At 41.7% G+C, this 14,888-nt stretch carries 8 protein-coding genes; 3 read left to right on the top strand and 5 right to left on the bottom strand.

Annotated features, from left to right (window positions below):
* Positions 1-12: 12 nt before the first annotated feature.
* The 4 genes from AC07UV_RS08525 to AC07UV_RS08510 form a co-directional block, all read right to left on the bottom strand.
* Entirely contained in the window at positions 13-453 is a 441-nt protein-coding gene (locus AC07UV_RS08525) for an RrF2 family transcriptional regulator (RefSeq protein WP_120261185.1), read from the bottom strand.
* 151 nt (positions 454-604) lie between these two features.
* Positions 605-2,248 (bottom strand): alkaline phosphatase PafA, encoded by a 1,644-nt coding sequence (gene pafA, locus AC07UV_RS08520; RefSeq protein ID WP_495183356.1) that lies wholly within the window; start codon positions 2,246-2,248, stop codon positions 605-607.
* Positions 2,249-2,439: 191 nt separating this feature from the next.
* Positions 2,440-5,241 (bottom strand): excinuclease ABC subunit UvrA, encoded by a 2,802-nt coding sequence (gene uvrA / locus AC07UV_RS08515; protein WP_495183355.1) that lies wholly within the window; start codon positions 5,239-5,241, stop codon positions 2,440-2,442.
* Positions 5,242-5,351: 110 nt separating this feature from the next.
* Positions 5,352-7,043 carry a GMC oxidoreductase gene (locus AC07UV_RS08510; RefSeq protein WP_495183476.1) on the bottom strand — a complete coding sequence of 564 codons (1,692 nt, stop codon included), beginning with the start codon at positions 7,041-7,043 and terminating at the stop codon, positions 5,352-5,354.
* 301 nt (positions 7,044-7,344) lie between these two features.
* On the opposite strand from AC07UV_RS08510, the gene AC07UV_RS08505 reads away from it, so the two are divergent.
* The 3 genes from AC07UV_RS08505 to AC07UV_RS08495 all read left to right on the top strand — a co-directional run bounded on the left by AC07UV_RS08505 (position 7,345) and on the right by AC07UV_RS08495 (position 12,831).
* Positions 7,345-7,851, top strand: coding sequence for an ecotin (locus AC07UV_RS08505; protein ID WP_495183354.1), 507 nt, complete (start codon positions 7,345-7,347; stop codon positions 7,849-7,851).
* Positions 7,852-8,145: 294 nt separating this feature from the next.
* On the top strand, positions 8,146-11,313 hold the full coding sequence (locus AC07UV_RS08500; protein ID WP_495183353.1) for a SusC/RagA family TonB-linked outer membrane protein: 3,168 nt from the start codon (positions 8,146-8,148) through the stop codon (positions 11,311-11,313).
* A 30-nt stretch (positions 11,314-11,343) separates the two neighbouring features.
* Positions 11,344-12,831, top strand: a complete 1,488-nt coding sequence (locus tag AC07UV_RS08495) for a SusD/RagB family nutrient-binding outer membrane lipoprotein (protein ID WP_495183352.1) — start codon at positions 11,344-11,346, stop codon at positions 12,829-12,831.
* A gap of 191 nt (positions 12,832-13,022) precedes the next feature.
* On the opposite strand, the gene typA is transcribed toward AC07UV_RS08495, so the two are convergent.
* Complete coding sequence (gene typA, locus AC07UV_RS08490) at positions 13,023-14,828, bottom strand: translational GTPase TypA (RefSeq protein ID WP_282251226.1); 1,806 nt, start codon at positions 14,826-14,828, stop codon at positions 13,023-13,025.
* Positions 14,829-14,888: the final 60 nt, after the last annotated feature.

Here is a 14,888-nt window from a genome sequence, read left to right as displayed (position 1 = left end):
CGAACAAGTCGATTATTCGACGTTTAGATTCAACTCTTTTTCTTTATTGATTAAATGTGCAATGCTGGTGTCATTCAAAATTTGCAACATCGCATTCCTCACTTCCACAAATGTATCACGGATGCCACAGGCATGCTCTTCGGTACACTCTTCACAGGAACGATAAAAATTTAGACTGACACAAGGGAGCAAAGCAATCGGTCCATCGATCAGACGCATTACCTGAGATAAAAATACATCTTCTGGAGCTTTATTGAGACTATAGCCACCACCTGCACCTTTTTTACTATAGAGAATCCCTGCGTTGCGCATTTCAAGGAGAATCTGTTCCAAGAATTTTTTTGGAATATTTTCTTCCTGCGCGATCTTAACGATCTGCATAGGTTCATTTCCGTAGTTACGACCGAGCACCATAAGTGCCTTAATTGCATATTTTGTCTTTTTGGAAAGCATAATTTGTTAACCCCCTGTTGAATTGCAAATTTACGTTTTTTATTCAATAGAATAAAACCTATAAACTAGCCTGTAAAAGAAAAGCCCTTAGCACAATTTACCCGTTGGATATCCTTATGCTAAGGGCGAATATTATTTGATAACCGAATTGCTATTGGCCCAATACTGCTGTAATGGGTTTACCGATACTTCCATTGGGTTCGGTAATATGCAATAGTGATGAAATTGTAGGCGCAATATCGACAATATGGACCTCGGTATTGGACACACCAGGCTTAATACCCCAGCCCATAAATACCAATGGGATATGGGAATCATATCCCGACCAAGTACCATGTGTCGTACCCGTAGAACGTGGGGTACCATCATACCATTGTGGTTCACAAACGATCTGGATAACACCACTTCGTTTGTAGTTATACCCATTGATCATTTTTTCACGGACAGGCTCTGGAATCATTAGGCCTTCGCTCTTTTCCATATCTGCAACGTATGCAACACCTTCGGTGTGGCGCAATTCGCGAATAATTGTCTCTTTTATTTTATCCCGATCCAATTGAAGCGAATCAATTATTTGATTATTCAAATGAACCTGATAATTCATCATACTCTTGACGATTTTTTCCTGTCCAAATTTCTCTTTCAACTTTTTGTTTAGATCCGAGATAATCTGACGGGAATAGAAATAACCGCCATTTCCTTTCATATCCATATAGAATCTCGAGTTGTAAGAAGCGCCATGGTCAGCAGTCAGGAAAAAGGTGTAATTGCCTTTACCGACAGTGTTATCCAGATAAGCAAAGAAATCGGCCAGTTGTTTGTCCAATTGCAGATAGATATCTTCAATTTCTACAGCTGTTAATGAGTAGCGATGTCCGACATAATCTGTAGCCGAAAGACTGACACAAAGGAAATCGGTATTTTTAGTTGGGTTATTTCCCATCTGCTCATTCTTGATGGCTTCCATTGCCAGATCTAAGGTAAACTGATTACCCATTGGCGTTGTTTTTATCAACTCAAGACCTTCGTCTTTCATCAACTTAGATGTCGCACGCGGCAAGGTTGGTTTCTCTTCACCAGGATATTTCCCTTCATAGATATTATCATCAGCAATACTATTCGCTGCATAAGTACGCACATCGTACATCGGCTTCCAGTCTGCCTTAAGATATTTTTCCGCTAATTTTTTCTTATTGAAGTCAACGACCCACTTCGGTAATTGATCCATATAGAAATTGGAGGTAATCCAGTTGCCCGACTTCGCCTCAAACCAATAAGCAGCATCCGCAAAGTGACCGGCAGGTAATATGCCGCCTCTGTCTTTAATTGCTATACCAATGACTTTAGATTTAAAATTTGAAGCCAGTTTCAACTGATCCGTTACTGTAGACGCCAGTAAATTACGTGGGGATTGTTTTCCTTCTTTCTCTGTAGTACCTACACCAACGACATTGTCATCTTGGGTACAATACATATTCTTGCCCGTAAGCTCCTCGATCCAATCATTACCCGCAATACCGTGGATTGAAGGAACAGAACCAGTGTACACCGAACTGTGTCCTATAGCTGTATAGGTCGGAATATAATTGATCAGGGTATTCTCGCAGGAGAAGCCTTCTTTCAAAAGTCGCTTGAAACCGTCATTTCCATATCGGTCCGCAAAGCGATATAGATAATCCCAGCGCATCTGATCCACCATCAGACCGACGACCAATTTGGGTCTTTCCGGTTGTTGTGCCATGGAGGAGAGTGCAGCTATTCCAAATACGACACTTAAAAAAAATCTTTTAATCATAATAATATTAAGTATTGAGTATTAAGCATTAAGATATTAGATTTGAGACGTTCACAATACGAAGTCTCCGACTTACCTAAATCTCCTTTTTTTACTTATTAATTTTAACCGTTGACTTTACTAATCTAAGTCCCTAACTTCAGCAGCCACTGTGTAGAGCCGCCGTTTAATAACGAATGCTAATGTAGGGTTTAATCTTTTAAATGTGTTTTTAAAAATTGTCCTGTATAAGAATCTTTACAATGTGCAAGATCTTCTGGAAGTCCCGTAAAAACTACCTTTCCACCTTTATTACCCCCTTCAGGTCCAATATCAATCACCCAATCCGCCGACTTGATCATATCCATATTATGCTCAATGACCAAAATACTATTGCCGAGAGCAATCAAAGCATCAAACGATTTTAGCAGTTTTTTAATATCCTGAAAATGCAAACCAGTAGTCGGTTCGTCAAAGATAAACAGGGTCTTCTTGCTGTTATTGCCTTTGATCAAAAAGGAAGCAAGTTTAATCCGTTGGGCCTCACCCCCTGAGAGCGTACTGGAAGACTGTCCGAGCTTTACATACCCTAAACCAACATCTTGTAATGGCTGTAACTTAGCCAATATTTTAGGCTGGTCACCGAAGAAGACAATGGCTTCATCCACGCTCAGTTCAAGTATATCTGCTACGGATTTACCTTTATATTGCACGTCTAGCACAAACTGCTTGAAACGTTTTCCACCACAGGCCTCACATGGGAGTACGATATCTGCCATAAATTGCATTTCGATCTTCACTTCCCCCTCACCTTGACAGACATCACAGCGGCCACCCTCGACATTAAAAGAAAACGCAGCTGGTTTCAATCCCGCAGCTTTGGATGCGGCTTGATTGGCATACAATGCCCTGATCTCATCCCAAGCCTTAACATAAGTCACTGGATTGGACCGTGAAGAACGACCGATAGGATTCTGATCGACCATTTCGATCTGTTCCACTTGTGCAATATCGCCTTCTATGGAATCATATACACCTGTTTGTTCACCAGAATAATTACCGATTGATTTCTGCAATGCCGGATAAAGAATCCGTTTTACCAAGGAAGTCTTTCCGGACCCAGATACCCCAGATACGACGGTAAATGTATTTAAGGGAAACTGCACATCGATCCCCTGAAGATTATTTTCATGCGCTCCCTTTACAGTAATACTGTTGGACCACTTTCGCCGTTTTTTTGGAACTTCGATCTGGCTCTTGCCACTCAGATATTGACCCGTTAAGCTCCTATCATCTTTTAGGATCTCACTATACGTTCCCGCAAATACCATCTCACCACCATTGATCCCTGCTTCAGGGCCAATATCGATCAAGTAATCTGCAGCCTCCATCATTTCCTGTTCATGCTCAACCACAACAACCGTATTACCTACATCACGCAGGGACTTCAATACCGAGATCAGACGTTGTGTATCCCGCGGATGTAACCCAATACTTGGCTCATCCAGTACATATATTGAGCCGACGAGCGAACTTCCAAGCGAAGTTGCCAAATTGATTCGTTGGGATTCCCCTCCGGATAGCGTATTGGACAAACGGTTTAAGGTAAGGTAGCTTAACCCTACATCGCATAGAAATTGTAACCGGTTATTAATTTCGGCCAATAGACGTTTGGCGATCACCTTTTCATTTCCTTCCAGAGACAAATCTGTAAAAAATGCCAAAGCTTCTTCAAGAGGCATCAATACGATATCGGTAATTGACCTACCACCTACTTTGACATAGGTCGCATCTTTGCGCAACCTTGTTCCTCTACAATCCGGACAGTCGGTCTTACCACGGTAACGTGATAACATCACGCGGTATTGAATTTTATAGGTCTGTTCTTCAAGCTCTTCAAAGAACTGGTTAAGCCCTGTAAAATAACCATTTCCCGTCCAGAGTAATTCTTTTTGTGCTGCGGTCAGATCAGAATAGGCGCGGTGTATCGGAAAATCAAACTTTAAAGAATTTTTTACCAGCACCTGTAACCATTCGCCCATTTTCTCTCCTCGCCAAGGAGCAATAGCGCCATCATAGACAGAGCGACTCTTATCTGGTATAACAAGATCTGGATCTATACCAATGATCTTCCCATAGCCTTCACACCGACGACAGGCACCATAGGGATTATTGAAACTAAAGAAGTTGGGACTAGGCTCCTCAAAGGTAATTCCATCGAGTTCAAACTTATGCGAGAAATGATGTCTTTTATCCTTTTCTTCAATATACAATTCACCTTTACCCTCAAAAAATCCGGTTTGAATAGAATCTGATAATCGATTAATGGTATCATCATCCTGTTCGATACGTACCCGATCCACTACGATCAATACCTCGCCGTCCTGAATCGTTTCATTGGCCATGCTCTTATCGTCAATAATACTTTCGATTTTTTGCATTTTATCTTGATAAACGACACGGACAAATCCTTTCTGCAGTAAGAGAGACAACTCTTCTTTGAGCTTTCGCCCATGGGAAGGCACCAATGGAGCCAAAAGCGTGACAGATTCTCCCTCGTCAAACTTCAAGGCAAAATCTACCACCGAACTCACACTGTCTTTAGTCACCTCCCTCCCTGAGACAGGAGAAATCGTCTTCCCGATCCTTGCATATAGTAATTTCAGATAGTCATATATTTCGGTAGAAGTTCCGACAGTAGAACGGGGATTGCTGGTAATAACACGTTGTTCAATCGCAATCGCTGGAGCGATCCCTTTGATGTAATCGACTTCGGGTTTATTCATCCGTCCCATAAACTGCCGTGCATAGGAAGAAAGACTTTCAACGTACCGTCGCTGCCCCTCAGCATATAGGGTATCAAAAGCGAGGGAAGATTTTCCCGAACCCGACATTCCTGTAATGACAACTAATTTATTTTTGGGAATATCAACATCAATATTTTTCAGATTATTGACTCTAGCCCCTTTTATTTGAATATATTCTTTTGGAGTATGCTCCACTTTTTTACTCATAATAATCCTTATCTCACACAAAGTTACGCAATCTTGGCTGATTATAGTCCCTATGAATTAAAAGCTCTCACGAAAAAATACAGCCGCTATCATCATGCAGTTCTATAAATTTAGAGGTTGCCTTTTTTCATTTCAGTGACAGCATAATCTACGGCTCTAGCTGTTAATGCCATATAGGTCAGCGACGGATTTTGCGTTCCTGTTGAGGTCATGCAGGAACCATCGGTGACAAATACATTTTTCACCAAATGTAACTGGTTCCATTTGTTCAACAACGAGGTCTTGGGATCCAGTCCCATACGTACTCCGCCCATTTCGTGGATATCTAACCCCGGATTTTGGTTACTGTCACTAATGTTGAGATTCTTGACTCCTGCAACATCCAGCATCTCCTGCCCTTGTTGAAAGAAGTCATCTCTTGATTTGTAGTCGTTTTCCTCGTAACCCACGGCTGTAATCAATTGAGGAATACCATAAGGATCTTTCTTGTCTGCACTCAATCGCACATGATTACTTTCCTTGGGAATCGTCTCGCCCTGCATCATCATAGAGACGCCCCAGCCCCCAAGTTCGGATAAACTGTCTTTATAATCCCCGCCAACCGGTACTCCCTCAAAAGCCCCTCCCCGCGAACGGGAAGCCCCAAAGAACGAGGCATAACCTCTTAAAAAATCTGTTTCCTGTCGATGTATATTTCTAAAATTGGGAATAATGGGTTGGGTTGGCCTACGTCCATAATAATATTTATCTTCATAACCCTCCATTGTACCCGTTATTGTACCCAAATAATTATGAAAAGCGACATATTTCCCCAACAGTCCACTGTCATTTCCTAGGCCATTCGGAAAACGGTCGGAAGTGGAATTCAATAGAATCTGGTTTGTCGCTAATGCAGAGGCATTGACAAAAATAATTTTCGCAAAAAATTCTTGACTCGCCTTAGTTATGGTGTCAACAATACGGACACCGATCGCTTTTTGTAAACTATCATCGTAAAGTATAGATTCGACAATCGCTTGAGGGCGAATGGTCAACTTTCCTGTTTTTGCCGCCCAGGGTAAAGTGGATGCATTGGAACTAAAATATCCACCAAAAGGACACCCACGATGACATAGGCTACGTGCCTGGCACTGGCTCCGCCCTTGATCAATATGGATCTGTCTGGGCTGTGTCAAATGAGCACAGCGTCCCTGAATCACTGGACGATCTTTATACTGCTGCTGTATGCGTTGTTGTATCGCTTTCTCTACAACGTTCATCTCCCAGGCCGGAAGAAAATCACCATCTGGCATCGCGTCAATTCCATCCTTATTACCCGATATTCCGGCGAAATGTTCGACATACGAATACCATGGTGCTATATCATCGTAACGAATTGGCCAATCCACTGCAAAGCCATCCCTTGCAGGGCCTTCAAAATCGTACTTAGACCATCGCTGGGTCTGACGGGCCCAAAGGAGAGATTTACCACCAACTTGATCAGCCCGAATCCAGTCAAATGGTTTTTCCTGAATATAAGGCTGGGCCGCATCCGGCAGAAAAAAGTGCTTGGCGTCTTCCCGATAGACATAACATTTTGAAGCAATTGGATTTTCATCCTTGGTCTGCTGTTCCACTTGTCCACCGTGCTTGAACTGCCAAGGATCCATATACGCTGTGGGATAATCCTGGATATGTTTGGCATCTTTACCTCGATCCAAAACAAGTGTTTTCAATCCTTTCTCGCAAAGTTCCTTAGCGGCCCATCCGCCAGATATCCCCGAGCCGATCACAATAGCATCAAAATGATTCTCCTTATTCATCATTATATTTAGGTCGTATTTGAAGAGTTAATATACTGTAAATAAAACTATTGCAGCAAATATTCATTACAACTCACATGATTTTGTTACAAAACAAACGAAGAACAAATGTATCAACCACAGCTTATCAAAGGGTGCTCTTTTACATCCGTACAGGGTTTAACAAACAATTATTTTAAATATTCAACCATCTGCAATTAATCCTTCTGCATTTTTAGCTGTCTTAGAAATATAGTTTTACAAAACAGCGTAGCAATAGCGATAGAAATTGCGTTTAAAGAATAAAATAAAAAAAAAGGTTATGAGAAAAAATGTATTTAAAGTTATGGTCATGATGCTATTCGTTTTCGTCGCATCCACAACAGTAAGTAAAGCACAAATGGTGATTGATAAAATAGATTTAAATATTTTTCCAGCAGCGGAAAAAGGATACAAAAAAATGGTTATCGAAGTTCCATATTCGGAGAATGATAAAAATAAGAAGATCGAATTCTCTGTAGGTAAATGGATGGAGGTAGATGGTTGTAACAGTTTTAATCTAGCTGGTTCTTTTGAGAAAAAAGATCTTCAAGGCTGGGGGTATGATTACTATGTATTTAAAACTAATGGAAATGTAGCAAGCACAATGATGGCCTGCCCAGATAAAGCAAAAAGAAATCTTTTTGTGAGTGCTCAACCTGAAATAGTACGTTATAACGGTCGGATGCCTATCGTTATTTATGTCCCTGAAGGTTATGAAGCGCAATTCAAAATCTACTCAACAGATGGGGATACCTACCGTGCTGCTGAAGTCAGAGAAAAGAAGTAATCATACAGTTTAGTTACTTAAAATAATAGCAAGCAAGCGCTGCTTGTAGCAGAAAGTCTCCAATAAAAATTGGAGACTTTCTTTTTTATATACTGTTAAAAAAACGATCAACATTATTGCCTCCCTCGTGGCATTTTGCTCCAAAATTGGCAACGGGGCTTTCAAGATTATGATTTACACGACATTATAACAAACAAAAGAACTTAATACTATAAACTTAACACCCGGTTAGTTTAGTATTAATATACAAAGTTTAATATTGCTTACGTTTTCAGACATAAGTATAAAATGATCATGTTTAATCAACCTTCATTACATCTACCAAAAATTGCAGTACTCACGTGTATCTTATCGACGTTATCTGCAAAGGGTTTTGCCCAATCCCAAACATTTCAGGGAAAGCTGATTGATTCAGTGAGTCAGGATGCAATTCATGGCGCAACCATTCGAAATTCTCATCTGAGTAAATTAGTTTCATCAGACCAGGCAGGAAATTTTTCCATTCAGGCGCAAATCGGAGATACCTTACGCATAGGTTTTATGGGTTATCTTCCCAAAAGCTTTATTATTTCAAACCAGGGGCCTCTACAGATTTCGTTATCTCCCAATCAACAATCGCTCAATGAAGTTGTGGTAACTGCCTTGGGTATAAAAAAAGAAAAGCAGGCCATCGGTTATTCCGTCCAGGAGATCAAAGGAAAAGATCTGGTAAAAGCCCGCGAACCAAACGCAATCGCTAGCCTTGCTGGCCGGGTATCGGGTCTGACAATTACGCCGAGCACAAATCTATTTGGAGACCCTGGTATCACATTACGCGGAAGAAGCAATATTCTTATTGTGGTAGATGGAATGCCGATCAATACCGACTCCTGGAACCTTAGTCCGGACGACATTGAATCCTATTCGGTATTGAAAGGAGCGAATGCAGCAGCCTTATACGGAAATCGCGGACAGAATGGTGCCATTGTCATTACGACCAAACGAGCAAAGACAGAGGATAAAGGCTTTCAAGTAGAGTTCAACTCGAGTACACAACTGCAGACAGGATACAATGCGATTCCCAAGATCCAAACCGAATATGGTCCCGGTTCAAATTTTCAATATGCTTTCAAAGATGGACGTGGTGGTGGAATAAACGACAATGACTATAATATTTGGGGGCCTCGATTTGAAGGTCAGCTTATCCCACAGTACAACAGTCCCATCGACCCTAAAACAGGCGCATTGGTTCCGCTTCCCTGGGAAGCTCGTGGAAAGGATAACTTGAAGAAATTTCTTCAAAATGGACTGTTAAGCACCAACAATATTGCTATTTCAAGTAAAACAGAGCGCGGAGACATTCGCCTATCAGCTTCTCAGCTATTTCAACGCGGCACAACACCGAATACAAAACTCGGGGGCACGAATATCAATTTAACAAGGGGGATCAATGCCGGAAGCAAATTGAGGATTGACGCAAGCATCAATTACAATAAGCAGTATTCGCCAAACTATCCCAATATCGCTTATGGACCAAACAGCCCCATTTATATTCTAACACTATGGGGTGGTGCGGATTATGACATCAACGATCTGAGGAACTATTGGCAACCGGGTAAAGAAAATGTACAACAGTACAATCGCGAATACACGATATATGACAACCCCTGGATGACAGCTTATGAAAACCTACGCACTTATGATAAAGATGATATTTACGGCTATGTATCTGCCAATTACAAATGGAACAGCCATCTCTCTTTAAACGCACGTACCAGCGCAAGCACTTGGAACAGGAACCGAACCATCAAAATTCCAATCTCGGCCAATTTATACAATTACAATATTGGCGGGAGTCGTGTCGGTGGTTACCAAGAAACGTATGATACCTTCTGGGAAAATAACACCGAAGTTTCATTAAAATATCAAAACCGCATTTCAGAAGACATTGGCTTTACAGGTTCGGTATTCGGGAACTTACGAACAGTAAGTGCAAAATCATTGTTTGCCCGTACGGATCGAGGTTTGACTGTCCCTGGAGTCTACGATTTAAGTAATTCGGTCATGCCGACCGTATCGACCAATGACCGTGCACTACGCCAAGTCGGAAGCGCTTATGGTTTTGTGGATCTTGACTACAAAAATATGCTGTTCTTGAATCTGACTGGTCGATTTGATAAATCGTCAACCATGCCCCTAAAAAATAACACCTATTTCTATCCATCTGCTTCCTTAAGTGCTGTCATATCGCAGATGGTATCTTTACCTAAAGTGATCTCATCACTGAAAGTGCGTGGTGCCTACGCAAATGTTGCCAGCGATTTTGTCAATGAAACAGCACAATATGATATTTACAAACTTCTACCGGCCTATACCAATTATGGTCGCTGGGCGAATTCCATGACCGGTGTCACCTATACAGATGTATTACCGAATCCAGATCTCGTAGCGGAGCGTGTAAAGACCGCGGAGATCGGTTTGGAAACCCGCCTCTTTAACAACCGTCTCGGTGTAGATCTCGCCGTATTCCGAAACCTGGAAGGCCCCCGCATCATCGAGCTAGCCACATCGGTCACTTCGGGTGTAAAAGCAAGACAAACCAACGGGTTGACTTTGCTGCGAAAAGGGATTGAATTGAGCATCGACGCAACAGCAATCCAACGAGAACGCTTTAGCTGGAATATATTGGTCAATGCATCGACCAATCATGCCTGGTTGCATGATATCGATGGCCATCAGACCCGATCAGGGGATGTACGCATCGGAGAACGCTGGGATAGCTTCTATGTAAATGATTTTCAACGCGATGAAAAAGGGAATTTAATCGTAGGAACCAATGGTCTGCCGGCCTACAATCCTTACGTCAGCAAGATTGGATACAGCGATAATAAGTTCACAGCAAGTATCAGCAACAGTTTCCGCTACCGTGATTTCAACTTTAGCTTTCTAGTCGACGGTCGCTTTGGAGGGTTGATCAAAAATGTGCAGGATGCCAAACAATGGGGTTCAGGAACGCATCCCGAATCGGCCAGCGCCTATCGCTTAAAAGACTGGGAAAACAGAGACAGCAAAGACTACAAGGGTTCGGTCATGACTGAGGGACTAAAAATTATCAAAGGCCAATTGAGCACGGACCAAGATGGTAAAATAATTTCTGATACACGGGAGTTTGCACCAAACGACATCCCCGTTCTATGGCAAAACTGGGCTACCAATTATTACCAATCTGGGCCAATTAGTGCAAAAGACAGGACATTTGTCAAATTACGGGAAATTGTCTTCAGCTACAACCTTCCAGCTAGTGTACTGAAAAACTCCAGGTTTTTACGTAGCGCAAGCGTATCCCTTGTCGGCCGAAATCTATTATACTTTACCGGAAAAGGCACAAAAAATATGGATCTGGATCAATTTACCGCCGCCAGTTCGGATTACCAGACTCCATCGGTAAAAAGCTTTGGTCTAAATATTAATGCAACTTTTTAAAGATTTTAACACATCAAGATATTTTCAACCATGAAATACTTTAAATCAGTCTTACTTTTATTGCTCTTTGGCAGCACGTTGAGCTCCTGTAAAAAAATCGAAGACCTACAAAAGGATCCCGCGGCCGTGTATGATCCCGCCCCCAAACTGCTGTTTACAGGTATATTAATGCGATCTCATGATGCTCCATGGAGCGAAGACCATCGTTACAATCAGTACATGACCCAAAATGAGGCCTATTATACTGGGCAGCCATACAGCTGGACGACAGGTTCCTTTGAGACACCTTATGGTATAATACGAGATGTATACCGGATGGAAATCGAAGCGGCTAAAACACCCGAATTGGGTGCTGTGTACCTCACGCTAGCCAAATTCTTCAAAGCCTATTTTTTTGTCCGCACAACCGAAATGTTTGGCGATATTCCAATGGCAGATGCGTTAAAGGGAGAGGCCAACAACAACTTTGCCCCTCGGTACAATACCCAGCTGGAAGTGTATCAGCAAGTGCTCTCCTGGCTAGAGGAGGCCAATACCGAACTGGCTGGTTTTAAAGAAAAAGGCACTATACTTGACGGTGATTTCTTCTACAACGGAAAGACGGAACAATGGCAGAAGTTGGTCAACTCCCTCAAGCTGCGTATACTGCTAAGCCTGAGCAAACGCGCCGATGATAGTCCTGCGCTACGCATTAAAGAGCGATTTGCGGAACTCCTTGCCAATCCTTCAAAATTCCCGTTGATTCTTGATAATAGGGACAATTTCCAGTTGCAATATAACTCCATCAATACCTATCCGCTCTGGCCTACTGATGGTGTGATTATCAAAAAAGATGTGCGGAATACCTTGGGAGCAACCTACTTGGATATCCTAAAAACAACCCGAGATCCACGATTGCTGGTTCAGGCGCTCCCGGCCTCCGCTTTACCTTTTGACCCAACGAAACCTTTCGAGGCTTATCAGGGCGGCAAAACAGGGGATCTACAAAGCAGCCTCCTGAAACAAGCGACAGAAGGCCAACTTTCTATGATCAATTTTGACTATTGGCTCGCTTCACCTTCGGGTTTACCATCCATTCAGCTTGGAGCGTCTGAGGTGCAATTTGCGCTTGCTGAGGGGATCAATCGTGGTTGGAGCAATGCTGATGCAAAGTCCAGATTTGAAGCCGGCATAACCCTGTCTATGCAGTTCTATGGGATTTCCCCGGAGAAGATTGCCGCCTTTCTAAAAGGTTATGCTTACAAAGGGAATAATCCCGAAGGCTTGAAACAGATACTCACGCAAAAATATGTTGCCTTCTTTGAAAATTCAGGCAAACAAGCTTTCTTTGAGCAGCGTCGTACAGGTGTACCAGAGTTTAATGTTGGTCCGGCAAATGCCAACAACAACCAGATCCCTAAACGATGGGCTTATCCGAAAAACGAATATAGCACCAACGAAATCAATTTAAAAGAGGCTTTGCAACGGCAGTTTAATGGATCAGATACACAAAATGATCTGATCTGGTCTATCAAATAAACAAAATCAATACGATCGATTGTCCCATTCAATTTATTCAGCTTCTTCCCTCCTAGCCTTTTCCAGCTTAGAAGCCTTTACAAAGAAGAAATTAAGAAAGGGGGAGGACCTGAAAAAGTAGTATAAGCTGATATAAAAAAAGCCCTCGAAATAGTATTTCGAGGGCTTTTTTTATAATCTTTAGTTACCTACTATTGAAATTTTTTCGCGTTTACTTTACGCTCATTTTCTGTCAAGTAGATTTTACGCAAACGGATAGATTGTGGTGTAACCTCGATGTATTCGTCTGCTTGGATATATTCCATAGATTCTTCTAGAGAGAATTTAATTGCTGGTGCGATACGAGTGTTATCATCTGTACCAGATGCACGCATATTTGTCAATTGTTTACCTTTAACAATATTGATCGTTAAGTCATTGTCACGGATGTGCTCTCCTAAGATTTGTCCTTCATAAATATCCACACCTGGATCAACGAAGAACTTACCTCTATCTTGTAGCTTATCAATAGAATAAGCAGTTGTTGTACCTTTATCTAAAGAAATCAATACACCATGCAAACGTCCAGGGATTGTTCCTCTCCAAGGCTCGTATCCTTTCAAACGGTGTGCCATAACAGCCTCTCCAGCTGTAGCAGTCAATACGTTGTTACGAAGACCAATGATACCACGAGAAGGAATTTCGAACTCAAGATGTTGCATCTCACCTTTCGTTTCCATCACTAAAAGCTCACCTTTACGTTGTGTTACCAACTCGATCACTTTACCCGAAACTTCTGCAGGAACGTCAACAACCAACACCTCGATAGGCTCACATTTCTTGCCGTCGATCTCTTTCAAGATTACTTGCGGTTGACCTACTTGCAATTCGTAACCTTCGCGACGCATTGTTTCGATCAATACAGATAAGTGAAGGATACCACGTCCATATACCAACCAAGCGTCTGGAGATTCAGTAGGAACGACACGTAATGCCAAGTTCTTCTCTAATTCTTTTTGTAGACGATCGTGAATATGTCTAGAAGTAACCAATTTACCTTCTTTACCAAAGAATGGTGAGTTATTGATCGTGAACAACATATTCATTGTTGGCTCATCAATGCTAATAACTTCCAATTGCTCCGGGTTGTCAAAATCAGCGATTGTATCACCGATATCGAAACCTTCGATACCAACAACAGCACAAATATCACCACATTTAACTTCCTGTACACGACGACGACCTAAACCTTCAAATGTATGCAATTCTTTTACACGTGATTTTACGATCTTACCATCACGTTTTACCAACGAGATTGGTTGACCTTCTTTAATTATACCACGAGCGACACGACCGATAGCAATACGTCCTACGAACGTAGAGTAATCCAACGACGTGATCTGCATTTGCAATGTACCTTCAACAAATGGCGAAGGTGGGAAGTGACTAATGATTGCATCTAATAATTCAGATACATCTTCTTTCTTTTCTTTCCAATCTGTTGACATCCAACCATGTTTGGAAGAACCATATAATACGGGAAATGCCAATTGTTCCTCTGTAGCATCAAGGCTAAAGAATAAATCAAATACATTTTCGTATACTTCTTCTGGGCGACAGTTTTCTTTGTCCACTTTATTCACAACAACCAAAGGTTTCAAACCTAAGGATAATGCTTTTTGTGTAACGAAACGAGTTTGCGGCATTGGACCTTCGAAAGCATCCACAAGCAATACAACACCATCAGCCATTTTCAATACACGCTCAACCTCACCACCGAAATCGGCGTGACCAGGTGTATCAATAACGTTAATTTTTACTCCTTTATATTCAACAGAAACGTTTTTAGCGACAATAGTAATACCGCGTTCACGTTCTAAATCGTTATTATCCAGAATTAAATCACCTGTACCATCATTGTCTCTAAAAAGATTTGTGAAGTGTAAGATTTTGTCTACCAACGTAGTTTTACCGTGATCGACGTGAGCGATAATCGCTATGTTTCTAATATTTTGCATCTAGCAAGTAAATTTGTTTTTAAATTCAGGGTGCAAAGATAAACATTTTGCACCATAAAT

The sequence above is a fragment of the Sphingobacterium sp. GW821-FHT03E03 genome (genome assembly GCF_059420745.1).
This window is presented reverse-complemented; position numbering and strand designations above follow the sequence as displayed.